We start from the raw sequence: 23,959 nt of genomic DNA, 5'->3' as shown, positions 1-23,959 counted from the left end.
TGTCAGCCATCCCGAACGATGTCTCCCGTGACCAGGTCCCTGATCTCGCTGGGTTTGTCACGGCCTCCGGTATCACCTTCCAGGATGGTGTCCAGCAGTTTGCCCAAGGTCTGCTGCACGGTGTGCGCGTCCCGGGCCGGGGGCTCTCCGGAGCGGTTGGCGCTGGTGGAGACCAGGGCACGACCGGCCTGGTGGCAGAGGTCCGCGGCCAGGGGGTGATCGGTCATCCGCACGGCCAGTACGTCCCGATCCCCGGTGAGCCAGGGGGGCACGTCGGGGCGGCATGGCCATAGCCAGGTGACGGGGCCCGGCCAGGTGGCCATGGCCCGCGCCTGGAGGGCTGCCTCCACGGGACGCAGAAAGGGCGCCAGCTGGGAAAAATCAGCAGCGATGAGGATCAGTCCCTTGTCCGGCAGGCGGTGTTTTGCGGTCAACAGACGGTGCACCGCCAGCTCATTACGCGGATCGCAGCCCAGCCCGAACACGGCCTCGGTGGGGTAGGCCACCAGGCCTCCACCGCGAATCATGGCGGCGGCGTGCTGCACGTCCCGGGTCAGTCTGGCCATCCCCGTTGCCTGTGATCAGGTGCCGCTGGAGACGCCGGCCGTGCTGTCCTCGGCCGATTTCTTGCCTTGACGGGTGCTCGCTTTCCCCGTGGACGCCTTGGCCTTGGTGCCGCTGCCCGTGGACTTCTTGCTGGTGCTGGCGGTCTTGGCCTTGGTGGTGGACTTGCTGGTGGACTTGCTGGCGGCCTTCGTGGCCGTCTTGCCGGTGTCCGACGATGCTTTCGAGGCCTTCTTCGTGGTGCTCGCCTTGGTCGTGGTTTTCTTGGTGGTGGCTGCCTTCTTGGTCGCCGCCTTCTTGGCCGGGGCCTTGCGACCGCGACCCTTCTTTTCAGGCGCGGCGGCGAGCAGTTCCTGGCATTGCTCCAGGGTCAGGTCCTTGGGTTCCTGATCCTTGGGAATGCGGGCGTTCTTGGCACCGTTGGTGATATAGGGGCCATAGCGGCCATTGAGCACCTGGATCCCTTCTTTCTCGAAGGTCTTGATGAAGCGGTTGGCGTCGATTTCCTTCTTCTCGGCCACCAGTTCCAGGGCACGGGGCAGTTCGATGGTGTAGGGGTCGTCTTCCTTCTTCAGGGAGGCATAGCGATCCCCGAATTTCACGTAGGGGCCAAAACGGCCAATGTTCACCAGCACCGGTTCCCCTTCCGGGGTCTCGCCCAGTTCGCGGGGCAGCTTGAACAGGGCCATGGCCTCGTCCATGGTGATGCTGTCCATCTTCTGTCCGGGGCGCAGCCCTGCAAAACGGGGCTTTTCCTCGTCGTCCTTGGTGCCGATCTGCACGAAGGGCCCGTAGCGGCCCATGCGCACCGAGACGGGTCGGCCCGACTTGGGATCGGTGCCGATCTCCCGGGCCTGCACGGCCTCTTCCCGGGTGACCGAAGCGTCCTTCTCCTTGACCTGTTCGTGGAACTGGTCCCAGAACCGTTCCATCACCGGCACCCACTCCTTCTCGCCCCGGGAAATCTCGTCCAGTTCATCCTCGAGCCGGGCCGTGAAGTCGTAGTCCACGTACTGGGTGAAATGCTGGGTGAGGAAGGTGTTGACGATGCGGCCGATGTCCGTGGGTATGAACCGCCGGTTCACCAACTCGGCATATTCCCGCTGCAGCAGGGTGCTGATGATGGAGGCATAGGTGGAGGGACGTCCGATGCCATGCTCTTCCAGGGCCTTCACCAGGCTGGCCTCGGAGTAGCGCGGCGGGGGTTCGGTGAAGTGCTGATCCGCCTGCACGTCCCGCAGGTCGATATCCTCGCCTTCCTTGAGTTCCGGCAGCAGGCGCTCGTCGCTTTCCACCTTGGTGTCATCCTGGTCTTCCCGGTACACGGCCATGAAGCCCGGGTCGCGCACGGAGGAACCGGTGGCCCGGAAGACATGATCGGCGCTCCCCGCCTGCAGATCGGCCGCCACGGTGTCCAGGGTGGCATGGATCATCTGGCAGGCCACGGTGCGTTTCCACACCAGGTCGTAGAGCCGGGCCTGGTCCTGGGAGAGATGGGATTTCACCTCGTCGGGCAGGCGCTGCACCGACGTGGGACGGATGGCCTCATGGGCCTCCTGGGCGTTCTTGGACTTGGTCTTGTAGATGCGCGGGCTATCCGGCACCTTCTGCTTGCCGTAACGCTCCTCGATCAGCCCCCGGATTTCCTGAATGGCGTCATTGGACAGGGTGAAGGAGTCGGTCCGCATGTAGGTGATCAGCCCGATGGGCCCGCTGCCCAGGTCGATGCCCTCATACAACTGCTGGGCCACACGCATGGTGCGGCTGGCGGAGAAGCCGAGCTTGCGCGAGGCCTCCTGCTGCAGGGTGGAGGTGGTGAAGGGGGCGGCCGGGTTGCGGCGCCGCTGTTTCTTTTCCACCTTGGCCACATGCAGGCGACCGTTCGCGGACGACAGCAGGGTTTCGCGGGCCTTCTGGGCATCGGCCTCGTTGTTGATGTCGAACTGTTCCAGCTTCTTGCCCGCGTAGACCTGCAGCCGGGCCGTGAAGCCTTCGGCGTCCTTGGCTGCATGGGCATCCACCGTCCAGTACTCCTGGCTGACGAAGGCCTCGATCTCCTGTTCACGCTCCACGATCATGCGCAGGGCCGGGCTCTGTACCCGTCCGGCGGAGAGGCCGCGCTTGATCTTCTTCCACAGCAGCGGTGAGAGATTGAAGCCCACCAGATAGTCCAGGGCGCGGCGCGCCTGCTGGGCGTTGATCAGGTCGTTGGACAGGCCACGGGGGTGCTCAATGGCCTCGCGCACCGCCCGCTGAGTGATCTCGTGGAATACCACCCGCTGGGCGTCCTTGTCCTTGAGCAAGCCCCGTTCGTTCAGCAACTCGTAGAGATGCCAGGAAATGGCCTCTCCTTCGCGGTCGGGGTCAGTGGCCAGAATCAGGCTGTCAGCCTTTTTCAGGGCCCTGGCGATGCTTTCCACATGCTTTTCATTGCGCTCGATCACCTGGTAATTCATGCGGAAACCATCTTCGGTATCCACAGCGCCCTCCTTGGGCACCAGATCACGAACGTGACCATAGGAAGCCAGTACCTCGAAATCGTTTCCGAGGTACTTCTTGATGGTCTTGGCCTTGGCGGGCGATTCGACGATGACCAGGTGCTTGCTCATGTCCTGGCTACCTGTGTTGTGTGGCAGGGGGTCAGTGCAGATACTCCGGCGGGTTCTCGAACATCAGGCTCTCGAGCCAGGTGTAGGCGGCCTCCTGGCCGGGCTGGTTGAAGAGCACCATGAGGGTGATCCATTTGAGTTCATCCAGGCCGATTTCTTCCGTGTCCAGGTCCATGACCCGGTTGATCACCACCTCGCGGGTGGAGGGGCTCAAGACGCCGTTCTGCTCCAGAAACAGCAGGAAGCCACGGCTGGTGGCGTCCATGCGGTTCATTTCGGGCTCGGTATAGAGGCGCAGCGCCGAGTCGGTGTGCAGGGTCCTGAGCGAGGAGTCCTGACTGGCCAGGTTTTCCAGCCAGTCAAACGCCTTGTTGATCTCGGCGACCGGGAAGCCGGCGTCCAGCAGCAGGTTGTGCAGCTGCTCGCGATCCGGCTCCAGCTCCGTATCGTCGTCTATATAATTTTCAAACAGATACATCAGTACGTCGAGCACGTTCTCTTTCATCTTCGCTATTCCGGCTACAGGCGGACGTAACGACCACCGGACAGGGAGGCCACCTGGCCGCGCAACTCCATGAGCAGCAGCATGGAGGAAACCATGGCCACGGTCAATCCAGTGCGTCCCACGAGCTGATCCACCGAAACCGGGTCGTGCCCCATGGCTTCCAGCAGCCTGGCATGGTCCGGTTCCGTCTCCCCGGACGCATCGTCATGGGGGCCTTTACCCACGGAGGCAGACCTGGCGCTGGGCAGGGATGCGGCGGGGACCAGCGCCTGGGCTCCCAGTTCTTCCAGGATGTCATCGGCCGTTTCCACCAGTTTGGCGCCCTCGCGGATGAGACGATGGCAGCCCCGGGCCATGGGGTTGTGGATGGAGCCGGGGATGGCGAAGACCTCGCGGCCCTGTTCCAAGGCGCGGCGCGCGGTGATCAAGGACCCGCTGCGGGCCGCAGCCTCCACCACCAGGGTGCCGATGCTCAGGCCCGACAGGATGCGGTTGCGACGGGGGAAGTGCTCCCGCTTGACCTGCGTGCCCACGGGGAACTCCGTGACCATGGCCCCCTCGGCCACCAGGCGCTGGGCCAGCGACCGGTGGGCGCCGGGGTAGATGCGGTCCGGCCCCGTGCCGGTGACGGCCACTGTCAGACCTCCTGCCGACAGGGCCCCGGCATGGGCGGCGCCATCCACCCCCTGGGCCAGGCCGCTGGCAATCACCAGGCCCTGGCGCGCCAGGTGGGCACTGAAGGCCTTGGCGGTCTCGCGACCGCCCGGGGTCGGGTGACGGCTGCCCACTACCGCCAGCATGGGCCAATGCAGTACCTGGGGGTCCCCCACCACATACAGTACAGGCGGGGGGCTGGCGATGTCCCGCAGGCGGGGCGGGTAACCGGGATCCTCAAGGAGCAGAATGTGGTGCCGATCGCTCGCCGCCCAGTCCAGGTCGGCGGTCACGCCTGGTGGCGGGGCATCCTGTTCCAGGACGGCGATGGCCTCATCACGCAGCTCCAGTTCCCGCCAGGCCCCGCGTGGGGCTCGCAGGAAGGCCTCGGGGGTGCCGTACTGTTCCAGGATGCGCCGGAACAGGGCGGGCCCGACGCCGGGGGTATGCCACAGGTGAAGCCAGGAGGAGAGGACGGCCGTGTCCATGGTCTGTACAGGTCTCAAGCTTGAAGGGGGAAGAGAAGGGGCATCCCGGATCGGGGCGAAACCGGAGGTCTCGCCCCGAGGGATCGTCAGTGATCAGGGATGCTTGACGGCATAGCCGCGCTCGATGGGATGTGTGGACTCCATCACCAGGGCATAGCTCACCTTTTCGAAGGTGCGAAAGACCATCATCAGGCCCACCCGCTCGTCCGGCAGGGTCACGGTCTCGTTGCCGCGCCCGGCAAAGCGGTCGCGCACCTGGCGACCCGACTGATAGGTGGCAAACACATGCCCGCGTTCAATGCCCTCGCGTTCGCCCAGGTTGATCACGGCCACCTGGAAGCGGGCGATCTGGCTGATGGCATCGAACAGGGAGATGATCTGCCCTTCGGCATCAGGGTCGGGCGTGCTGGGGGTGAACAGGAAGGCCTGGTCGCTGTCGTCCTGGGGTAGCAGCCGGTCGCCGGTCAGGGCCTCCCGGTCGCTGCGGGTCAGCACCACCGTGGCCGGATCGCCTTCACGCACCAGTTCGGCGTCGCCCACGGGGATGGCCTCGAAACCGAGCATCTCACCGGTCACCGGGTCGCGCAGTTCTCCGCCGGCGCGGTAGACATTGTAGCGGGTGCCCAGGGGATCTTCGGCCAGACGTCGGGCATAGACGCGGTCATGGGCACCAAACACCATGCGTTCGTCCTGAGAGGCCAGCAGATAGGCGGAATCTTCCATCTGCTGCTCTGTCACAATACGAGGACGCACCAGGAATTGTTGCAGCGCCTGAATGGGCACATCCAGGCTGGGTGGAAGGGGTTCGGCACGCACCCGGGGCGAGAGTCTCACCGTGGGCCGCACGCGAGGGCCGCCATCCACCGTGAGGTGCGGACGCCCATCCACGTAGTAAAGTGTGATGATATCGCCGGGGTAGATCAGGTGGGGATTGGGGATCTGCGGATTGGCCACCCACAACTCCGGCCAGTACCAGGGATCGCGCAGGAAGTGGTTGGAGATGTCCCAGAGCGTGTCGCCCGGCTGTACCACGTAGCGTTCGGGGGCGGTAGGCTGAATGCGGATTTCCGGTTCCGGTTCGGGCTCCGGTGGTGCCTGCACCCGGGGCGGTTCGGGCTCCGGTTCCGGTGAAGGTTCGGGCGCGGTGGCGCAACCCGAGGCCAGGAACGCTAGAATAAGCGTCACGACGGACATCGCGTGTCCGACACGCAGCGGATATGGAGCGAACATCGTTCCCCCTCGTCGCCGGGGCGCCAATGGCCCGGATGCGGTTTTCCCGCCGATCCACGGCGGGTTGCGGCCGTCCCGGCTCCCCTGAGCGCAAGCTCGGACGGCATGTTCTGATGAAATCACAACTTTAGCAGAAATGGTTTTGACGCTGCACAAATACACCCATTGAGCGGATAGGCGGTCATGGCACTACTAGAAATCCTGCGTTTTCCCGATCCCCGGCTGCGTCGTCAGGCCGACCCGGTCAAAGTTGTGGATGGTGAGATCCGCAAGCTCGTGGACGACATGTTCGAGACCATGTACGCGTCCGAGGGCATTGGCCTGGCGGCCGTTCAGGTGAACGTCCTGCGCCGCGTGATCGTGATGGACGTGGCCGAGGAGGGCTCCGAGGAACGCTCGGGCCAGGGCCTGCGCCCTCTGTGCTTCATCAACCCGGAGATCGTTGATCGCTGGGGAGAGGCAGATTGCGAGGAGGGGTGCCTGTCCGTGCCGGGCTATTACGAACCGGTGACTCGTGCCGAGCGCATCCGCGTGAGGGCCCTGGACCGCAATGGCAAGCGCTTCGAGATGGAAGCAAGTGGCCTGCTGGGGGTGTGCATCCAGCACGAGATCGACCATCTGGACGGTAAGCTCTTCGTCGACCATCTGTCCAAGCTCAAGCGCGATCGCATCCGCAAAAAACTGGAAAAGACCAACCGCCACGGCACCCCCAATCGGGCCACGCGGCAGCGCGAGGCGGTTTGATGCGGATTGTTTATGCCGGCACGCCGGATTTTGCCGTGCCCGCCCTGCAGGCCCTGATCGACTCCCCCCACACGGTGGTGGCGGTCTACACCCAGCCGGACCGCCCCGCCGGGCGGGGGCGCAAGCTCAGACCCGGCCCCGTCAAGCAACTGGCCCAGGCCCATGGAATCCCCGTGGAACAGCCCGGGCGCCTGCGTGACGAGGCCGATCAGCAAACCCTGCGGGCCCATGCCCCGGACCTGATGGTGGTGGCAGCCTATGGGTTGATTCTGCCCCAGGCCGTGCTGGACATCCCCCGCCTGGGCTGCGTGAACCTGCATGCCTCGTTGCTGCCCCGCTGGCGTGGAGCCGCCCCCATACAGCGTGCCCTGCTGGCCGGAGATGACGAGACCGGCATCACCCTGATGCAGATGGCCGCGGGGCTGGACACCGGCGACATGCTGCTCAAATCCCGTTGCCCCATCACCGAACAGGACACAGCGGCCACGCTGCATGACACGCTGGCGGCCCAGGGCGCGCAATTGCTGCTCCAGGGCCTGGAAGGCCTGGAGGCCGGATCGCTGCGGGGAGACCCCCAGGACGAGGCCCTGGTCACCTATGCCGAGAAGCTCAGCAAGGCCGAGGCCTTGCTGGACTGGACACGGCGGGCCGTCTGTCTGGATCGTCGCGTGCGCGCCTTCAACCCCTGGCCTGTGGCCCAGACCCTTCACGAAGGGCAGCCCTTGCGCCTGTGGATGTCGGAACTGCCTGCGGGACAGGCCACGGCGGCGCCGGGCACGGTGGTTGCCGAAGGCCCCCAGGGCATCGACGTGGCCACCGGCGAGGGGTTGCTGCGCATCACCCGCCTGCAATTGCCGGGCGGCAAGCCGCTGTCGGCCCGGGAATTCCTGAATGGACGCTCCCTGCTGGGCCGCGTACTGGGACAATAGGACAACACATGTCACCCCGTGAAGCGGCCCTCAAGGTTCTGTTGCGCGTCCTCAAGGACGGTGCCTCCCTCTCCGATGCCCTGCCACATCATCTGCAGCAGGTGCCACCCCGGGATCGGGGTCTGACCCAGGCCCTGTGCTACGGCACCCTGCGCTGGCACCGCCGCCTGCAGGCGATGCTCGATGGCTGGATGGACAAACCCCTGCGGGGCAGGGATCAGGACGTGGCCTGTGCCCTGCTGATGGGGCTGTTCGAGATGCAGTACATGAACACCCCCGACTATGCCGTCATCCAGCAGACCGCCGACCTGGGCCGCAGCCTGCGCAAGCGCTGGGCCGTGGGTCTGATCAACGGCGTGCTGCGCCGGGCCCAGCGCGAGGGTGAGGCCCGGGGGCAGCAGGTGGATGCCTCGCCCGCCGTGCGTCATGCTCTGCCGGATTGGCTGTTCGCCCGTTTGCAGCGGGCCTATGGGGATGATACCGACCGCCTCTGTCAGGCCATGAACGCCCATCCCCCCATGACCCTTCGGGTGAATCTGCACCGGGGATCGCGCCAGGATTACCAGGCCCGGCTGGAAAGGCAGGGTGTCCAGGCACAGCCTCATGAACACGTGCCCTCGGCCCTCACCCTGTCCGAACCGGTGGCCGTGGAGGCCCTGCCTGGTTTTCAGGACGGCGAGGTATCGGTTCAGGACGCCGCCGCGCAACTGGCGGCGCCCTTGCTGGACTGCCGCCCGGGGCAGCGGGTGCTGGATGCCTGTGCGGCCCCGGGGGGCAAGACCCTGCACCTTCTGGAACACGCCGGTGGCGACCTGGACGTCACGGCGCTGGATGCCCATGCCGGGCGCCTGGAGCGGGTCAGGGAGAACCTGGAGCGGGGCCGGTATCAGGCCCACCTGGTGAGCGGCGACGGGGCCGAGCCGGACCACTGGCATCAGGGGGCGCCGTATGATCGCATCCTCCTGGATGTTCCCTGTTCCGCCACCGGGGTGATCCGTCGACACCCGGACATCAAGCTGCTGCGCCGGGACGCGGACATCCCCGCCCTGGCTGCCGAGCAGGCCCGATTGCTGCGTGCGCTCTGGCCCCTGCTGGCACCTGGGGGTATGCTTTTGTATGTCACCTGTTCCTTGTTGCCGGATGAAAACGCCTTGACCGTGGCCCAATTTCTCCAGGACGAACCCTCGGCCAGCGAATCCCCCCTGCAGGCGCCCTGGGGCCGCGCTCAGGTTGCGGGTCGCCAGATCCTCTCCGGTGATCAGGGAATGGACGGTTTCTATTACGCCCGGCTGATCAAACATTGACCCTCCTGGCGTCACAGGCCCGAATACACGGCTTGCGGGCGCTGCTGCTGTCGTGCCTGCTGTCCGTGCTGGTGGCCCTGCCGATCAACGCCCTGTCCGGTGACGCGCCCCTGAAGGTCCGATCCGCCCACACCGAACTGGCCAACGGCCTGTATCTGCTCAACGCCACCATCGATTACCGCCTCACCCCCAATCTGGAGGAGGCGCTGCACAATGGTGTGAAGCTTACCTTCGAGGTGCAGGTGGAGATCAGCCGCGGGCGGGACTGGATCTGGGACGCCACCGTGGCCGAGCTCTCTCAGCGTTATCGCCTGGAATATCATGCCCTGAGCCGCCTGTACGTGCTCACCCATCTGAATACGGGCGTGAAGCGCACCTTCTACCGTCTGGAGTCGGCCTTGTTCACCCTGGGGGAACTGGATGAGCTGCCGCTGCTGGATGCCTCGCTGCTCCAGGATGGGCAGGAATATGAGGCCCGGGTGCGCGCCCGGCTCCGGGTGGATGCCTTGCCCCTGCCATTGCGTGTGCGCGGTTACGTGATGCGTGACTGGAGCCCGGTGAGCGACTGGTACACATGGTCACTGCGCTGAGACGATTATCATTGGGCCTGGTGCCCATGGGCATCATCTTCGTGGTGCTGCTGTTGTCGCTGCTGGTGATGGGCGATGCGGCCCAGAACTCCGAACGCTTCGAGCGTCTTTACATCTGGTTGCTGCTGTTCAACTCGCTGGCCCTGGTTTTCATGGCCGCCCTGATCGGCACCAAGCTGTTTCTCGTGACCCGCCGGGTGCTGCGCAATGAGCCCGGGTCGCGGCTCACCCTCAAGCTGGTGACCCTTTTCGTGGGGCTGGCCCTGGTGCCGGTGATGGTGGTGTATTACTTCTCCATCACCTTTCTGGACGAGGGGATCGACAGCTGGTTCGACGTGCGCGTGGAAAAGGCCCTGGAGGATGCCCTTGAGCTGTCCCGCTCCTCCCTGGATCTGCGCGTCCGCCAGCACACCCAGGAGACCGAGTCCCTGGCCCGGGACCTGATGGACGTCTCCCAGGGCCTGGCGGCGTTGCGTCTGGGAGACATGCGCGATGACAGCCGGGCCATGGAACTCACCCTGTTCGGCGCCGACAATCGCATCATCGCCTACACCAGTGGCGCCACCCTGCAGCGCCTGCCCACACTGCCCGCCGGGGAGGTGCTGATGATCCTCTCCCAGGGACGCACCTATTCGGCCCTGGAGCCGGTGTATGACGATGGTCTGCACATCCGCGTGGTTGCGCCCGTGCCCAGCCGCACTCCTTCCGGGGACGGCCGCATCCTGCAGGCGGTGTATCCGGTGGCGCCACGCATGAGTGTGCTGGCCGACAGCGTCCAGGATGCCTTCTCCGAGTACAAGGAATTCGCTTATCTGCGGGGCCCCATCAAGCAGAGCTTCACCATCACCCTGTCCCTGGCCCTGCTGGTGTCGGTGATGGCCGCGGTCTGGGGGGCGCTGTACTCTGCCGGACGTCTGGTGGCGCCCATCCAGGAACTGGCCGAGGGCACCCGCGCCGTGGCGGCCGGTGAATATCACAAGAAGCTCCCCGTCACCCAGAACGACGAACTGGGTTTTCTGGTGCGCTCGTTCAATGCCATGACCGCCACCCTGGCCGCCACCCGCGACGAGGTGGAACGCAGCCGGCGCCTGGCCGAGAGTCAGCGCATGTACCTGGAAGCGGTGTTGCAGAATCTCTCCTCCGGGGTCATCACCCTGGATCGCCGCCTCACCCTGCGCACCGCCAATGCCGCCGCCTCGCAGATCCTGGAGGTGGATCTGGAGCGCCATCTGGGCCATGACCTGGGTGAGATTGCCCGCCACTCCGGGGTGGTGGAGCGATTTCAGGAAGAACTGGGGCCGCATTTCTCCTCGCGACGGCCTGAGTGGAGCGAGCAGCTCACCGCCTTCGGTTCCGGAGGTCGCAAGGTGCTCATGTGCCGGGGAGTCTGGCTGTCTCACGGCAGCGGGCTGCGCGGCGGCCCGGTGGTGGTGTTCGACGACATCACCACCCTGATCCAGGCCCAGCGGGATGCTGCCTGGGCAGAGGTGGCCCGGCGGCTGGCTCACGAGATCAAGAATCCGCTCACTCCCATCCAGCTCTCTGCCGAGCGACTGGAGCGCAAGCTGCACCCGCATCTCCAGGAGGCCGAGGCCAGCATGCTGCAGCGTTCCACCCAGACCATCATCAATCAGGTGGAGGCCATGAAGGCCATGGTCAACGCCTTCAGTGAGTATGCCCGGCCCCCGGCCCTGGCCATCAAGCCCCTGGATCTGAATCAACTGGTGCGCGAGGTGGCCGAGCTGTATCGTCACGGCGACATTGGCGTGCGTGTGGAGCTGAGCCTGGATGAGCGCCTGCCGCCACTGCGGGCAGATGCGGGCCGCTTGCGTCAGGTGCTGCACAATCTCATCAAGAACGGCCTGGAGGCCCTGGAAGGGATGGACGATGGCCGCCTGACGCTCCAGACCCGCCAGGAGGTGGACGGTCACCGCAACATGGTGGAAATCCTCGTGCTGGATAATGGCCGCGGCCTGTCGGAAGACATGATGACACGGCTGTTCGAACCCTATGTGACCAGCAAGCCCAAGGGCACCGGGCTTGGCCTGGCCATCGTCAGGAAACTGGTTGAAGAGCATAACGGCATGGTGCGGGCGGCCAATCGCCCCGGGGGTGGCGTGGTGGTCAGCATCAACCTGCCGCTCTCCGAAAACAGCCCTGCCGATACCCATGAGTCTCGGGAGGCAGTGTGAGCGAATCCTACATCCTGGTGGTGGATGACGAACCGGATATTCGGGGTCTGGTACAGGAAATCCTGGAAGACGAAGGCTATGGCGTGGCCGTGGCCGGTACCGTGGAGGAGGCCCGTGAGCAGCGCCGCAAGCGCCGCTTCGACCTCATTCTGCTGGACATCTGGATGCCCGATGGGGATGGGATTTCCCTGCTCAAGGAATGGATCGAGGCCGGGGGGCAACCCAGCCCGGTGATCATGATGTCGGGCCATGGCACCGTGGAGAGTGCCGTGGAGGCCACTCGCCTGGGTGCCTATGATTTCCTGGAAAAACCGCTCTCCCTGGCCAAGCTCACCCTCACCGTGGAGCGGGCCCTGGAAGCCGACCGGCTCACCCGGGAGAACATCGGCCTGCGCCGGCGTTCCCACAACACCGTCGAGCCGGAGGGGTCCAGCACCGCCATGCAGGCCCTGCGCGATCAGGTGAGCCGCATTGCCCAGCATGATACCTGGGTGTTGATCACCGGCGAGGCCGGGGTGGGCAAGCAGACCTTCGCCCGTTACCTGCACGCCTGCAGCGCCCGGGCTGCGCGGCCCTTCGTGGAGGTGCCGGTGGGGGCCATGAGCGCCGACGAGGCGGTGGTGGAGATCTTTGGTCAGGAGCAGGGACATCGTATCCGCTACGGTCTGCTGGAGCAGGCCAGCGGCGGCACCCTGTTCCTGGACGAGGTGGCACAAATGGACCTGCACACCCAGGGTCGCTTGCTCACCGCCCTGGAGGGACAGCGCATGACCCGTGTGGGGGGCAGCGATCCCATTGCCGTCAATGTGGGCGTGGTGGCCGCCACCCAGGAGGATCTGCGTGCCCGGGTGACCGCCGGGCAGTTCCGCGAGGATCTTTACTACCGCCTCAGCGTGGTGCCCCTGCACATCCCGCCGCTGCGCGAGCATGTGGACGATATACCGGAACTGCTGGAGCATTACGTTCAGGCCTTCCACCAGGAGGAGGGCCTGCCACGGCGCCATTTCAGCGGCGGTGCCCGGGCCCGCCTGGCTCGCCACCCCTGGCCGGGCAACATCCGTGAACTGCGCAACCTGGTGCAGCGCCTGCTGATCCTGGGCAATGCAGATGAGGTGGATGCGGCCGAGGTGGAGGCGGCGCTGACCGGGATTGCCCCCCAGCCCGTGGAACACCGGGAGAGCCCGGAGCCCAATACGCAACTGCCGCTGCGCGAGGCCCGCGAACAGTTCGAGCGGGACTACCTGCTGCGTCAGCTGGAGCAGGTGGATGGTCACATGACCCGGCTGGCAGAGCGGGTGGGGCTTGAACGCACGCATCTGTATCGTAAACTGCGCGCCCTTGGCATCGAGCCGAAGAAGTCCCGGGACTGAACCATGAAGATATTGATACTGGGCGCGGGCCAGGTGGGCAGCACGGTGGCCCACAACCTGGCCAACGAGGCCAACGACATCACCGTCGTGGACACCCGCCCGGACATCCTGCAGGCCCTTCAGGACCGCCTGGATCTGCGCACCATCGTTGGCTTTGCCTCCCATCCGGACGTGCTCATCAGCGCCGGCGCCAGGGATGCGGACATGATCATCGCGGTCACCAATTCCGATGAGACCAACATGGTGGCCTGCCAGGTGGCCTACACCCTGTTCCATACCCCCACGAAGATCGCCCGGGTGCGGGGCCTGGAGTATCTGCAGTACCGGGCCCTGTTCAGCCCGGAGTCGCTGCCCATTGATGTGCTCATCAGTCCCGAGGAGGTAGTGACCAATTATATTCAGCGCCTCATCGAGCATCCCGGTGCCCTGCAGGTGCTGGACTTTGCCGACGGGCGGGTCTCCCTGGTGGCGGTGCGCGCCTATCATGGGGGCCCCCTGGTGGGTAAGGAACTCAGGCATCTTGCCACCCACATGCCGGGTGTGCAGACCCGGGTGGCAGCCATCTTCCGGCGCGAGAAGCCCATTTTCCCCGAGGGCCACACGGTCATCGAGGTGGATGATGAGGTCTTCTTCATCGCCGCACGGCGTAATATCCGGGCCGTCACCAGTGAGCTGCGGCGCCTGGACAAGCCCTATCGGCGTTTGATGATTGCCGGGGGTGGCAACATCGGCAAGCGCCTGGCCCAGAACCTGGGACCCCATTTCTCCGTCAAGCTCATCGAACGCAACCCGGCGCGGGCCAAGGAGCTGGCCGAAACCCTGGATCACGTGGTGGTGCTGATGGGGGATGCCGCCGACAAGGAACTGCTCATGGAGGAGAACATCGAGGGCACGGACGTCTACGTGGCAGTCACCGATGATGACGAGGCCAACATCCTCTCCGCCATGCTGGCCAAACGCCTGGGCGCGCGTACGGTCATGTCACTGATCAACCGCCCCAGTTATGTTGAACTGGTACAGAGCGGCGTGATCGACATCGCCATCTCCCCCCAGCAGGTGACCATCGGCGCCCTGCTCACCCACGTGCGCCGCGGCGATGTGGTGGCCGTGCACAGCCTGCGTCGCGGCGCCGCCGAGGCCATCGAAGCGGTGGCCCATGGGGACCGCAAGACCTCCAAGGTGGTCGGCCGCCGGGTGGAGGAGATCAAGCTGCCCAAGGGCTGCACCATCGGCGCCCTGGTGCGCGGCGATGAGGTGATCATTGCCCACCGCGACACCGTGGTGCAATCGGAGGACCACGTGATTCTGTTCCTCACCGACAAGCAGCGCGTCAACGAGGTGGAGCGCCTGTTTCAGGTCAGCGTGACATTCCTGTAGGCCTCTTCGGGTTTTGCCCGCTTCGGTTGACGTTATACTTGTTGCACATTCTGTAAAACGAACGGGCCAAACATGACCAATATCGAACGCTTCGAGGCCATGCTGGCCGACGGTCAGGATAATCAATTGCTGCGCTTTTCCCTGGGCAATGCCTATCTGGCCGACGGTCGCCCCGGAGAGGCGTCCATCCATCTGCGGGCCGCTGTGGGCCATGATCCGGCCTACTCTGCCGCCTGGAAATTGTTGGGGCGGGCCCTGGACGAGAGTGGGGCGCTGTTCGAGGCCCTGGATGCCTACAATGAAGGGATCACCGTGGCCGAGTCACGAGGGGATATTCAGGCGGCCAAGGAGATGCGGATTTTCCGCAAACGAGTGGAAAAACGGATCGCGTCGGAAGAGGGGAGCCATGACTGATACCGCGGTGCAGGCCCCGGAGGGCTACCGCACCTGCTTCGAATGGGCCATGCTGCACCCGCGCTACTGGGGCACCTGGCTGGGTATTGCCCTGCTTTGGGTGATCATGTGGCTGCCACGGCCCGTGGGCCGGGTCGCGGGGCGGGCAGTGGGCTGGCTGGCCTGGGTGACTGGCGGGCGTCGTCGGCATGTGGGTCGTGTGAACCTGCGGCTGTGCTTTCCCGAATGGTCGGAAGAACAACGCGAGAAGGTGTTGCGCCAGCATTTCCGCATTCTCGGGCAGTGTTTCGTGGATTATCCCTTGCTCTGGTTTGGCAGCCATCGGCGCCATCGGGCGCGCATCCATCTGGTGGATGAAGCCGGTGTGCTGGAGATGCAGCGCCAGGGTCAGCCGGCCATCGTCTGCGCCGCCCATGCCCCGGCCCTGGATTTTGGTGGCCTGAGGCTGAGCCTGGAATGCGGCGGTGTCTCCTTTGCCAAGCCCATGAAGAACCCCATCATCGAGTGGATCAACACCCGCAGCCGTTCCCAGTATGGTGCTGCCGTCTTTGCCCGGGATCAGGGCCTGCGTCCGGCCATTCGTCACACCCGGCAGGGGAAGGTGTTCTACTATCTGGCGGACGAGGACCTGGGGCCCGCACACACCGTGTTTGCCCCGTTTTTTGGCGAACCCAAGGCCACCATCCCCGCGCTGGGCCGCCTGGTGCGCCTCACCGGCGCGCCGGTGGTGCCCAGCATGGGCTTTTATCGGATCGATGCGGACCGTTACGAGATGGTGATGGCCAAACCCCTGACGGATTTTCCCACCGGCGACGACGTGCAGGATGCAGCCCGCATGAATGCCGCCCTGGAGGCCCTGATTCGTCGCGATCCGGCCCAGTATCTGTGGACGCTGCGGTTCTTCAAGACCCGCCCGCGAGGTGAGCCCAAGGTGTATTGAAACCGGCCGCTTCAGGTCCTCACCCGCCGGGCTTGCGCTTGAACCGGCTTGAGCGTTTCAACTCGCTGAGTATTTCCCGTTCCAGACCGTCTAGATCCTCGCTCTTTACCTGGGCCACGTCGCTGATCCAGGCCGTGGTCTCGTTCCGCTTCTTGCGAAAATAATCCAGGATGAACTGCTCGGAGAGCAGCACGAAACGGATGGCCTGGGCCGGGTCCACCTGCAGGAAGGGGTTGCGGGCGATCTGTCGGGCAGAGTTCTCCTGCTGCTGACAATAGCGGCTGAGCAGGCTGTAAAGGGCCATGCGCCCGTCGCCCATATGGCTGGAGACCGAGGGTCGGGTCAGGGGGTGCAGGGCCGCGTCCACCAGCGCATCCAGCCACTGGGTGAGCTGGGTCTCCGAAATGCTCACCTCGCGGGAGCGTAGTTCACCTGCCAGTGCCATGATGCGCGACTGCAGATGCTCGGCCTGCTGGTCGGCGTGCAGTCGCTTGACCGCGCGGCGCCACAGGGTCTGGGAGTCCTCAAGCTGGGTGCGCAGATCCTCCATCTGCTCGCGCAGGTTCTCCGCCTGCCGGTCCAGGGTGTTGATCTGCTTGAGCCGCACCTGCATCTCGTGCTGGGCCACCGTGATGCGGATGCGGAAATACCGGGCCAGCAGGTTCTCGATGCGCTCGCTGTGCTCGTGCAAGCGCTCGATGGCCTGCTGGAACATGGCTTCAAGCTCTGGACCACAGACCTGCTCCCGCAGCAACTGCGCAGAACGGGTGGTGTCTGCGTTCTCGGCGCGCACGTCCAGCAGCAGTGCATTGAGAGTGCGGATCTGATTGCCAAGACGGTCCAGATTCTGTGGGCCTGGATCCTTGCGCCATTGCTCGTACATCCGTCGCAGATCCTCCAGCTTTTGCCAGAAGATCTTCACATTGGCGGTGTTGCCCACCACCTGGGACTTGTCCAGGGCGCTCATCACCTCTGGACCGTATTGTTCCTGGATGTGCAGCCGCCGCTCCAGATGATAGGCGTTGGCGGACAGGATCAGCCCCTCCACCGTGCGACGGGAGTAGTAAGGTGCCTCGTCCACCAGATCCAGGGGGATGTTCTCCGGCAGCTTCTCTGGCGGCAGGCGGGACAGCTCCTCCGCCGGCAACTGAGCCACCATCTTGCGAAACACCGCCATGGGGATGACGGGCTGCGCTCCTGCCTTGCTGCTCATGAGCGCGTGGCCAGGCAGCGATCCGCCAGCGCCATGGGATCAGGCGTCCCCACGTCCCAGCACCAGCGTGTGCTGGCTGCTGGCGAAGTCCAGCATGCGCTGGGTCGAGCGCAGCGCCCCCTGGCGCACGGTTTCGTCCACGTGGATCTCGTTGCCACCCTTTTCCAGCACCTCCAGCAGATTGCCCAGGCCGTTCATGGCCATCCACGGGCAATGGGCGCAGCTGCGACAGGTGGCGCTATGCCCGCCAGTGGGCGCCTCCAGGAAGGTCTTGTGTGGTGCCGCCTGTCGCATCTTGTAGAAGATGCCGCTATCGGTGGCCACGATCAAGGTCTCATGGGGCAGTTCCCGGGCCGCCTTGATCAATTGTGAGGTGGAGCCCACCGCATCGGCCAGTTCGATCACCCCGGCGGGGGACTCCGGGTGCACCAGCACGGCGGCATCCGGGTGCTCCTGTTTCAGGTCCACCAGGGCCCGGGTGCGGAACTCATCGTGCACTACGCAGGCGGTATCCCACAGCACCATATCGGCACCGGTGGTCTTCTGGATATAGGCCCCCAGGTGGCGGTCGGGAGCCCAGAGGATCTTCTTGCCCTCGTTCTTCAGGTGCTCCACCAGCTTCACCGCAATGCTGGAGGTGGCCACATAATCGGCGCGCGCCTTCACCTCGGCAGAGGTGTTGGCATAAACCACCACCGTGCGATCCGGATGCTGATCGCAAAAGGCGATGAATTCATCTGCCGGGCAGCCCAGGTCCAGGGAGCACTCCGCCTCCAGGGTGGGCATGATCACCCTTTTTTCAGGGCTGAGGATCTTGGCTGTTTCCCCCATGAAGCGCACGCCCGCCACCACCAGGGTGGAGGCCGGGTGTTCCTTGCCGAAACGGGCCATGTCCAGGGAGTCGGACACGCAACCGCCGGTCTGCTCGGCGATCATCTGCAGGTCCTCGTGCACGTAATAGTGGGCCACGAGGGTGGCCTCCTGCTTCTTGAGCAGGGTCTTGATGCGCTCGATCACCCGTTCGCGCTCGGCGCCGGTGTAGTGAGGCATCTGCCGTTCCACCCAGGCGGTTTCCGGAACCTTGAAGTGGCGCAGCGGTTGTACGGTGGATGTGGTCATGAATCTTGAGTCCCCGTTGGCTTGCGGGCAGGCCTTGGGCCTGTTGATAATGGTTTTGACCGGTATCAACCCGTCATGTTCTTCCCATGGCGTTCGATCAACCCTTCATTTGCGCGGCAGGCGCCCATCTCCCAGCCATGAGTGACACTCCCAAGCATACCGGACGACGGCGCTGGCTGCGCCGCGGACTGGAACTGATCATCATCCTGCTGGTGTTTCTGGCCATCAAGGCCTGGCTGCAGCGGGACATGGTCTCCGGTGAGGCGCCGCCGCTGCAGGGCGTGCTGCTGGACGGCTCACCGGTGAGCCTGTCGGACTATCAGGGCCAGCCGGTGCTGGTGCATTTCTGGGCCACCTGGTGCGGCATCTGCCGGGTGGAACAGCCGGCCATCGAATCCATCAGTCAGGACTGGCCCGTGCTCACCGTGGCCATGCAGTCCGGGAATGCCCAGACGCTGCGGGAATACATGCAGGAGAACGACTATACCCATCCGGTGCTGGTGGACGAGACCGGTGCCCTGTCCGCCCGATTCGGCGTGGGGGCGGTGCCGGCCACCTTCGTGGTGAACGCCGATGGCGAGGTGCGCTTTCGCCAGCGTGGCTTTGCCACCGGCTGGGGTCTGCGGGCCCGCCTGTGGGCCGCCGACGCGTTGAACTGACACAGCACACCAAAATGGCCCATCCAGTGATTATACTGGGCAGTCGCGATATATTCAGGCGAAACCCGGGGAAATCATGCTCAGTCTCGCGACGAGGCGGCGCAGAGCGGGATCCCCTCCAGGGCAAGAACCCGGGGCCAAGTACCCCGTCAGCAGAGGAGTCAACATGGGCGAGCCCAATCACGTGGTCACGCCAGGGGAGGCGAGGACCCTGGCCGGACTGTTCAGGGAGCGAGTCAAGCGAAGCCCCGATGCGGTGGCTTACAAACAGTATGATCAGGCCACTTCCGAATGGGTGTCGCGCACCTGGCAGGAGGTGAGCGAGCAGGTGGCCCGCTGGCAGGCGGCACTGCAAAAGGAAGACCTTTCTCCGGGCGACCGCGTCGCCGTCATGCTGCGCAATTGCCAGGAATGGGTCATCTTCGACCAGGCCTGCCTTGGCCTTGGCCTGATCACGGTGCCGCTATACACCGATGACCGGCCCGACAACATCGCCTATATCCTCAAGGATGCCGGGGCCAAGCTACTGCTCCTGGGCGGTCGACAGCAATGGAAGCGCCTCCAGGAGGTTCGCGAGCGGCTGGACACGGTCAATCGCATCGTCACCGTGCAAGCGGTGGACCCGGGAGAATTCCCCGAGGACACGCGCCTCAAGTCCCTGGATGAATGGGCCCCCGAGGGCGATCATGAACTGATCACCCGTGATGTGGATCCCAACTCCCTGGCCACCGTGGTGTATACCTCGGGCACGACGGGCCGATCCAAGGGGGTGATGCTCACCCACCAGAACATCCTGCAGAACGCCTATGCCGCTCAGCAGTGCGCCCCCATGGGTGGCGAGGACCTGTTCCTCTCCTTCCTGCCCCTTTCCCACACCCTGGAGCGCACCGGCGGCTGCTACATGCCCATGATGGTGGGTGCCCAGGTGGCCTTTGCCCGCTCGGTGCAGGGCCTGGCGGAGGATCTGATGAACCTGCGCCCCACCGTGCTCATTTCCGTACCGCGCATCTACGAGCGCATCTACGGGCGCATCACCTCGGGCCTGGAGGAGAAGTCCGGTTTCGCCCGCTTCCTGTTTCACACCACCGTTTCCGTGGGTTGGCACCGCTTCGAGCACGAGCAGGGCCGAGTCGGCTGGCATCCCAAGCTGCTGCTGTGGCCGCTGCTGAAAAAAATCGTGGCTGGCAAGGTGACGGAGCGTCTGGGCGGGCGTCTGCGTTATGCCGTCTGCGGCGGTGCGCCGCTGCCGCCCCCCATCGCCCGATTCTTCATCGGCCTGGGATTGCCCGTGTTCCATGGCTTTGGCATGACCGAGGCCAGCCCGGTGGTGGCCGTCAACCGGCCCGACGATAATGTTCCCGCCAGTGTGGGCTGTGCACTGCCCGGCGTGGAGGTGAGCATCGGCAAGGATGAGGAATTGCTGGTGCGTGGCCCCTCGGTGATGCAGGGCTACTGGAACAACGAGGAGGCTACCGCCGACACCATCGACAAGGACGGCTGGCTGCACAGTGGCGACAAGGCGCGCATCGACGAGCAGGGCCATATCTTCATCATCGGTCGCATCAAGGAGATCCTGGTGCTGGGCAACGGCGAGAAGGTGCCCCCGGCGGACATGGAGATGGCCATCACCCTGGATCCCATCTTTGAGCAGGCCATGGTGCTGGGTGAGGGCAAGCCCTATCTCGCCGCCCTGGTGGTGCTCGGCCCGGATGAGTGGAAAAAGCTGGCCGAGGAGCTGGAGGTGGATCCGGATAGCAGCGAGGATCTGTACAGCCGCAAGGTGGAAAAGGCCCTGCTGGAGCGGGCCGGCAAGCAGTTGACCGAGTTCCATGGCTACGCCCAGGTACGCCGCCTCACGCCCACCCTGGAGCCCTGGGATGTGGACAACGGCCTGCTCACACCCACCATGAAGCTCAAGCGTGCGCTGATCCTGGAGCGCTACAGCAAGCAGATCGAGGCCATGTACGAGGCCCACAGCAAGCGCTGATCCGTTGCCGAACCCATAAAAATCATAAAAGAATCACCCAAGGGGGATACATGTCTTTCATTCAGTCTCGCAACGCCCTGTCCTGCGCCGTGGCTGGCGCGCTGGCCCTGTCCGGAGCCACCCTGTGGCACTCACCGGTGAAGGCAGCGGGCTTTTACATTCAGGAGCAGAGCGTCAGCGGCCTGGGCCGCGCCTTCGCCGGCGAGGCGGCGGTGGCTCAGGATTCCAGCACCATCTTCTTCAACCCGGCGGGGATGGTGTTCCTTCCGGGGCCTGAGTTTCAGGCCGCTGTGCATCTTTTGATGCCGAAGGCGGATGCCAGGGAGAGTGGATCGACGGCTTCAGGTGTTGGTGCCTTTAATCCCGATACAGGTGAGCAGATATTACCCGGCTACGTCGATCAGCCTGTGAGCGGCGGTTCGGGAGGCAACCCCTACGATCCCACGCCCGTCCCAAACTTCTTCTACGCTCGTCCCCTCAATGAGCAAACCTGGTTTGGTCTGGGAATCACCGCACCATTCGGTCTGGCCAATCATTATGACGACGATTTCTGGGCACGCTATGATTCAACCGAGACAGATCTCAAGGTGATCAACATCCAGCCCAGCTTGGCCTACCGGGTGAATGAGCGATTCTCCATTGGAGGCGGGATCGATATTCAGTATGCAGACGCCACGCTCAAGAACGCGATTCCATCTCCCGCATTCGGGCCAAGCCTGGAAACCGATGGAGAGCAGCAACTCGATGCGGATAGCTGGGATGTGGGTTTTAACCTGGGCGCCATGTGGCAGGTGACCGAAGCAACCCGCTTGGGCCTGCACTATCGCCAAGGCGTGAAACACACTCTGGATGGCAAGGCCAAGATCGCTCGACCCATCACAGGCGAGCAAGAAACCCTGGACGGCAAGGCCGATCTGCACCTGCCGGATATGGTGGCATTGGGCGCGCGTCACCAATTGAATGATCGCTGGACCCTGATGGCCCAGTACAAGTGGTTCCAATGGTCCAATTTCGACGAAATCCGTGTTCGCTTCAACGACGGTCGGGAAGACAACGTTGTCGAGCAGAACTACAAGGATAGCTGGGCCCTGTCGGTGGGAGCCGAGTATCAACTGGACGACCGCTGGACCCTGCGCGGTGGCCTCCAGTACGATCGGACGCCGACTCAGGACGGCTATCGCACCACCCGCACCCCGGATGGTGACCGCACCTGGTACTCGTTCGGGGCCAGCTATGAGCAGGGACCCAACTGGGGATTTGACGTGGCCTATACCTACATCGACATCTCCAAGGAATCACTGGAACTGGAGCGGGAGTTCAAGAACGAGGCTGGCGTCACGTTCGCCACCGTCGACCTCACCGGCACCACCGAAGGCCACGTCCACATCCTCGCCGCCGCCGTGCGCTATCGGTTCTGATCGTCATGACCTCCACTTTCCCAGCCCTGCTGATCCGTGACGAGGTCCTTGGGTCCCATCGTGTCAGCCTCACGGACATGGAACCGTCGGAGTTGATGGACGGGGAGGTGGAGGTGGCGGTCCGTTACTCCTCGCTCAACTACAAGGACGCCCTGGGCATCACCGGCAGCGGTCGGGTGCTGCGGCGCTCGCCCCTTGTCGGCGGCATCGATGCGGCCGGTGAAGTGCTCTCCGCCGCCGAGGACAGCGGCTTAAAGGCCGGCGATCCCGTGCTGGTCACCGGTTGCGGGCTGGGCGAGATCCACCATGGCGGTTTTGCCGGTCGCATCCGCGTGCCCGCCGACTGGGTGGTGCCCGTGCCCAAGGGTCTGGACCTTCGGCAATCCATGATCCTGGGCACCGCCGGCTTCACGGCGGCCCTGGCCCTGCAGCGCCTGCGCGCCAACGATCAGGACCCGGGCATGGGGCCCATCCTGGTCACGGGGGCCAGTGGCGGAGTGGGTTCCCTTGCCGTGAGCCTGCTGGCCGCCCAGGGCTACGAGGTGGTGGCCCTGTCCGGCAAGACCCGCCAGCATGACTGGCTCAAGTCCCTGGGCGCGGTGAAGGTGATGGACCGCCGTGGTCTCTCCCAGGGCTGGCGCCCATTGGAGACGGCCCGCTGGGCGGGGGCGGTGGATACCGTTGGCGGCGAGATCCTGGGCTGGCTCACCCGCACGGTGGATGAGTGGGGCAATATCGTCACCATCGGGCTGGCGGGCGGAGCGGAGCTGCGCACCACAGTGATGCCGTTCATTCTGCGGGGTGTATCCCTGCTTGGGGTGAGTTCCAGCAACTATCCCACGGAGCGACGCGCGGCGGTCTGGGCACATCTGGCCACCGACTGGGCCATCCCCCACCTGGATGACATCGTCACCGAGGAGATCGGGCTGGAGGGTCTGGAATCGGCCAGCAAGCGGATGCTCGCAGGGGATGTACACGGGCGGATCCTGGTGGATCTTCAGCGATAATTCCAAAGACCACCCTCACCCCATTTCCCGGCCGAAGCCCTCAAACAGGCACCATCAAGGCTTGCCGATCCCCGACAGGATCGACTCCTGAGTGATCACTTCGCGCATCACCCGACTCTCCCGGTGCCGACCACCGCAGATCTCCAGCACATTGCCATTGGCCAGATGGGCCTCCACGTTGTAGCCCAGACCGGGTTCGTGGTTCAGCACGATGGTGCGGGTCTTTCCCGCTTCCAGTTGCAGGAGCGTGGTGGTCTGCTGGGTGTCCACATTGGCATAGCCGATCTCCACCTTGGGGATGGTCTCGGAAGTGCGGTTCTGAACATGGACGATCAGGGTGCGGTCGGGCATGGATGCGCCCTGATCGTGGCGGCAACCGGAGCCCAGCAGGGTCACGGCCAACAGTGCCGGAATCAGGCACACAAACAGTATTGAACGATTCATCTTCATGGTGCTCACATTAGCGCTTTCTGATGAATGCGTCAGTGAGAATTATCAGCCACCCCGAAAAAATGTGCCCCCCGTTACCGCAAGGCCACACGCTCCCTTCGGGAGCGGCCCTCGGCCACGAAGCTGGCATAACGATGAGGATGGCCCGGCAACACCATGCCTCGTTACACTGTGGCGCAGCAAGAAAGGAAACGAC

The 23,959-nt window shown here is 64.5% G+C and carries 21 protein-coding genes; 13 read left to right on the top strand and 8 right to left on the bottom strand.

Features of this window, described 5'->3' with window-relative positions; translation table 11 throughout:
* Positions 1-2: 2 nt before the first annotated feature.
* The 5 genes from tsaC to ECTHA_RS0114015 all read right to left on the bottom strand — a co-directional run bounded on the left by tsaC (position 3) and on the right by ECTHA_RS0114015 (position 6,050).
* Positions 3-566 (bottom strand): L-threonylcarbamoyladenylate synthase type 1 TsaC, encoded by a 564-nt coding sequence (gene tsaC / locus ECTHA_RS0114035; protein WP_025280337.1) that lies wholly within the window; start codon positions 564-566, stop codon positions 3-5.
* 15 nt (positions 567-581) lie between these two features.
* Positions 582-3,173 carry a DNA topoisomerase I gene (locus ECTHA_RS0114030; protein WP_025280338.1) on the bottom strand — a complete coding sequence of 864 codons (2,592 nt, stop codon included), beginning with the start codon at positions 3,171-3,173 and terminating at the stop codon, positions 582-584.
* Between the two features lie 31 nt (positions 3,174-3,204).
* Positions 3,205-3,678, bottom strand: coding sequence for a DUF494 family protein (locus ECTHA_RS0114025; protein WP_025280339.1), 474 nt, complete (start codon positions 3,676-3,678; stop codon positions 3,205-3,207).
* A 14-nt stretch (positions 3,679-3,692) separates the two neighbouring features.
* Positions 3,693-4,820: a DNA-processing protein DprA gene (dprA, locus tag ECTHA_RS0114020; RefSeq protein WP_025280340.1), complete on the bottom strand. Its 1,128-nt coding sequence runs from the start codon at positions 4,818-4,820 to the stop codon at positions 3,693-3,695.
* A gap of 93 nt (positions 4,821-4,913) precedes the next feature.
* Positions 4,914-6,050 carry a LysM peptidoglycan-binding domain-containing protein gene (locus ECTHA_RS0114015; protein WP_025280341.1) on the bottom strand — a complete coding sequence of 379 codons (1,137 nt, stop codon included), beginning with the start codon at positions 6,048-6,050 and terminating at the stop codon, positions 4,914-4,916.
* Between the two features lie 183 nt (positions 6,051-6,233).
* On the opposite strand from ECTHA_RS0114015, the gene def reads away from it, so the two are divergent.
* The 9 genes from def to ECTHA_RS0113970 all read left to right on the top strand — a co-directional run bounded on the left by def (position 6,234) and on the right by ECTHA_RS0113970 (position 15,910).
* On the top strand, positions 6,234-6,794 hold the full coding sequence (def, locus tag ECTHA_RS0114010) for a peptide deformylase (RefSeq protein WP_025280342.1): 561 nt from the start codon (positions 6,234-6,236) through the stop codon (positions 6,792-6,794).
* The gene (gene fmt, locus ECTHA_RS0114005; protein WP_025280343.1) at positions 6,794-7,723 is read left to right on the top strand and encodes a methionyl-tRNA formyltransferase; all 930 of its coding nucleotides are present in this window, start codon (positions 6,794-6,796) and stop codon (positions 7,721-7,723) included. Before def ends, fmt begins: the two co-directional genes overlap by 1 nt.
* Positions 7,724-7,731: 8 nt before the next feature.
* Positions 7,732-9,027 carry a 16S rRNA (cytosine(967)-C(5))-methyltransferase RsmB gene (gene rsmB, locus ECTHA_RS0114000; RefSeq protein ID WP_025280344.1) on the top strand — a complete coding sequence of 432 codons (1,296 nt, stop codon included), beginning with the start codon at positions 7,732-7,734 and terminating at the stop codon, positions 9,025-9,027.
* Positions 9,024-9,617 carry a DUF4390 domain-containing protein gene (locus tag ECTHA_RS0113995; protein ID WP_238624714.1) on the top strand — a complete coding sequence of 198 codons (594 nt, stop codon included), beginning with the start codon at positions 9,024-9,026 and terminating at the stop codon, positions 9,615-9,617. Before rsmB ends, ECTHA_RS0113995 begins: the two co-directional genes overlap by 4 nt.
* The gene (locus ECTHA_RS0113990; RefSeq protein WP_025280346.1) at positions 9,602-11,809 is read left to right on the top strand and encodes a sensor histidine kinase; all 2,208 of its coding nucleotides are present in this window, start codon (positions 9,602-9,604) and stop codon (positions 11,807-11,809) included. The genes ECTHA_RS0113995 and ECTHA_RS0113990 overlap by 16 nt, the downstream gene beginning before the upstream one ends.
* Complete coding sequence (locus tag ECTHA_RS0113985; protein WP_025280347.1) at positions 11,806-13,179, top strand: sigma-54-dependent transcriptional regulator; 1,374 nt, start codon at positions 11,806-11,808, stop codon at positions 13,177-13,179. The genes ECTHA_RS0113990 and ECTHA_RS0113985 overlap by 4 nt, the downstream gene beginning before the upstream one ends.
* A gap of 3 nt (positions 13,180-13,182) precedes the next feature.
* Entirely contained in the window at positions 13,183-14,556 is a 1,374-nt protein-coding gene (gene trkA / locus ECTHA_RS0113980) for a Trk system potassium transporter TrkA (protein WP_025280348.1), read from the top strand.
* A gap of 72 nt (positions 14,557-14,628) precedes the next feature.
* On the top strand, positions 14,629-14,970 hold the full coding sequence (locus ECTHA_RS0113975; RefSeq protein ID WP_025280349.1) for a tetratricopeptide repeat protein: 342 nt from the start codon (positions 14,629-14,631) through the stop codon (positions 14,968-14,970).
* Positions 14,963-15,910, top strand: a complete 948-nt coding sequence (locus ECTHA_RS0113970) for an LpxL/LpxP family acyltransferase (protein ID WP_025280350.1) — start codon at positions 14,963-14,965, stop codon at positions 15,908-15,910. Before ECTHA_RS0113975 ends, ECTHA_RS0113970 begins: the two co-directional genes overlap by 8 nt.
* A 19-nt stretch (positions 15,911-15,929) precedes the next feature.
* Here ECTHA_RS0113970 and ECTHA_RS0113965 read toward each other — a convergent pair whose 3' ends face one another.
* Together ECTHA_RS0113965 and nadA are read right to left on the bottom strand one after the other, a co-directional pair.
* Positions 15,930-17,123: a hypothetical protein gene (locus ECTHA_RS0113965; RefSeq protein WP_026623822.1), complete on the bottom strand. Its 1,194-nt coding sequence runs from the start codon at positions 17,121-17,123 to the stop codon at positions 15,930-15,932.
* 39 nt (positions 17,124-17,162) lie between these two features.
* The gene (gene nadA / locus ECTHA_RS0113960) at positions 17,163-18,242 is read right to left on the bottom strand and encodes a quinolinate synthase NadA (RefSeq protein WP_025280352.1); all 1,080 of its coding nucleotides are present in this window, start codon (positions 18,240-18,242) and stop codon (positions 17,163-17,165) included.
* Positions 18,243-18,379: 137 nt separating this feature from the next.
* Between nadA and ECTHA_RS0113955 the strand changes: the two genes are divergently transcribed.
* The 4 genes from ECTHA_RS0113955 (at position 18,380) to ECTHA_RS0113940 (ending at position 23,313) form a co-directional block, all read left to right on the top strand.
* Positions 18,380-18,901, top strand: coding sequence for a protein disulfide oxidoreductase (locus ECTHA_RS0113955; protein WP_025280353.1), 522 nt, complete (start codon positions 18,380-18,382; stop codon positions 18,899-18,901).
* Positions 18,902-19,067: 166 nt separating this feature from the next.
* Positions 19,068-20,888, top strand: coding sequence for an AMP-dependent synthetase/ligase (locus ECTHA_RS0113950; RefSeq protein WP_026623821.1), 1,821 nt, complete (start codon positions 19,068-19,070; stop codon positions 20,886-20,888).
* Between the two features lie 50 nt (positions 20,889-20,938).
* On the top strand, positions 20,939-22,306 hold the full coding sequence (locus tag ECTHA_RS0113945; protein WP_025280355.1) for an OmpP1/FadL family transporter: 1,368 nt from the start codon (positions 20,939-20,941) through the stop codon (positions 22,304-22,306).
* Between the two features lie 5 nt (positions 22,307-22,311).
* On the top strand, positions 22,312-23,313 hold the full coding sequence (locus tag ECTHA_RS0113940) for an acrylyl-CoA reductase family protein (RefSeq protein ID WP_025280356.1): 1,002 nt from the start codon (positions 22,312-22,314) through the stop codon (positions 23,311-23,313).
* 54 nt (positions 23,314-23,367) lie between these two features.
* On the opposite strand, the gene ECTHA_RS0113935 is transcribed toward ECTHA_RS0113940, so the two are convergent.
* The gene (locus tag ECTHA_RS0113935) at positions 23,368-23,757 is read right to left on the bottom strand and encodes a hypothetical protein (protein ID WP_025280357.1); all 390 of its coding nucleotides are present in this window, start codon (positions 23,755-23,757) and stop codon (positions 23,368-23,370) included.
* Positions 23,758-23,959 lie beyond the last annotated feature (202 nt).

It is taken from the genome of Ectothiorhodospira haloalkaliphila ATCC 51935, assembly GCF_000633935.1.
GTDB classification, from domain to species: domain Bacteria; phylum Pseudomonadota; class Gammaproteobacteria; order Ectothiorhodospirales; family Ectothiorhodospiraceae; genus Ectothiorhodospira; species Ectothiorhodospira haloalkaliphila.
This window is presented reverse-complemented; position numbering and strand designations above follow the sequence as displayed.

What these genes read in the sequence shown, in the direction of transcription:
- ECTHA_RS0113945 (WP_025280355.1), top strand. Translation starts at nt 20,939, where the DNA reads ATGTCTTTCATTCAGTCTCGCAACGCCCTGTCCTGCGCCGTGGCTGGC.
- trkA (WP_025280348.1), top strand. Translation starts at nt 13,183, where the DNA reads ATGAAGATATTGATACTGGGCGCGGGCCAGGTGGGCAGCACGGTGGCC.
- fmt (WP_025280343.1), top strand. Translation starts at nt 6,794, where the DNA reads ATGCGGATTGTTTATGCCGGCACGCCGGATTTTGCCGTGCCCGCCCTG.
- rsmB (WP_025280344.1), top strand. Translation starts at nt 7,732, where the DNA reads ATGTCACCCCGTGAAGCGGCCCTCAAGGTTCTGTTGCGCGTCCTCAAG.
- ECTHA_RS0113955 (WP_025280353.1), top strand. Translation starts at nt 18,380, where the DNA reads ATGAGTGACACTCCCAAGCATACCGGACGACGGCGCTGGCTGCGCCGC.
- ECTHA_RS0113950 (WP_026623821.1), top strand. Translation starts at nt 19,068, where the DNA reads ATGGGCGAGCCCAATCACGTGGTCACGCCAGGGGAGGCGAGGACCCTG.
- nadA (WP_025280352.1), bottom strand. Translation starts at nt 18,242, where the DNA reads ATGACCACATCCACCGTACAACCGCTGCGCCACTTCAAGGTTCCGGAA.
- def (WP_025280342.1), top strand. Translation starts at nt 6,234, where the DNA reads ATGGCACTACTAGAAATCCTGCGTTTTCCCGATCCCCGGCTGCGTCGT.
- ECTHA_RS0114015 (WP_025280341.1), bottom strand. Translation starts at nt 6,050, where the DNA reads ATGTTCGCTCCATATCCGCTGCGTGTCGGACACGCGATGTCCGTCGTG.
- ECTHA_RS0113990 (WP_025280346.1), top strand. Translation starts at nt 9,602, where the DNA reads ATGGTCACTGCGCTGAGACGATTATCATTGGGCCTGGTGCCCATGGGC.
- ECTHA_RS0113970 (WP_025280350.1), top strand. Translation starts at nt 14,963, where the DNA reads ATGACTGATACCGCGGTGCAGGCCCCGGAGGGCTACCGCACCTGCTTC.
- ECTHA_RS0113935 (WP_025280357.1), bottom strand. Translation starts at nt 23,757, where the DNA reads ATGAATCGTTCAATACTGTTTGTGTGCCTGATTCCGGCACTGTTGGCC.
- ECTHA_RS0114025 (WP_025280339.1), bottom strand. Translation starts at nt 3,678, where the DNA reads ATGAAAGAGAACGTGCTCGACGTACTGATGTATCTGTTTGAAAATTAT.
- ECTHA_RS0114030 (WP_025280338.1), bottom strand. Translation starts at nt 3,173, where the DNA reads ATGAGCAAGCACCTGGTCATCGTCGAATCGCCCGCCAAGGCCAAGACC.
- ECTHA_RS0113975 (WP_025280349.1), top strand. Translation starts at nt 14,629, where the DNA reads ATGACCAATATCGAACGCTTCGAGGCCATGCTGGCCGACGGTCAGGAT.
- dprA (WP_025280340.1), bottom strand. Translation starts at nt 4,820, where the DNA reads ATGGACACGGCCGTCCTCTCCTCCTGGCTTCACCTGTGGCATACCCCC.
- tsaC (WP_025280337.1), bottom strand. Translation starts at nt 566, where the DNA reads ATGGCCAGACTGACCCGGGACGTGCAGCACGCCGCCGCCATGATTCGC.
- ECTHA_RS0113940 (WP_025280356.1), top strand. Translation starts at nt 22,312, where the DNA reads ATGACCTCCACTTTCCCAGCCCTGCTGATCCGTGACGAGGTCCTTGGG.
- ECTHA_RS0113965 (WP_026623822.1), bottom strand. Translation starts at nt 17,123, where the DNA reads ATGAGCAGCAAGGCAGGAGCGCAGCCCGTCATCCCCATGGCGGTGTTT.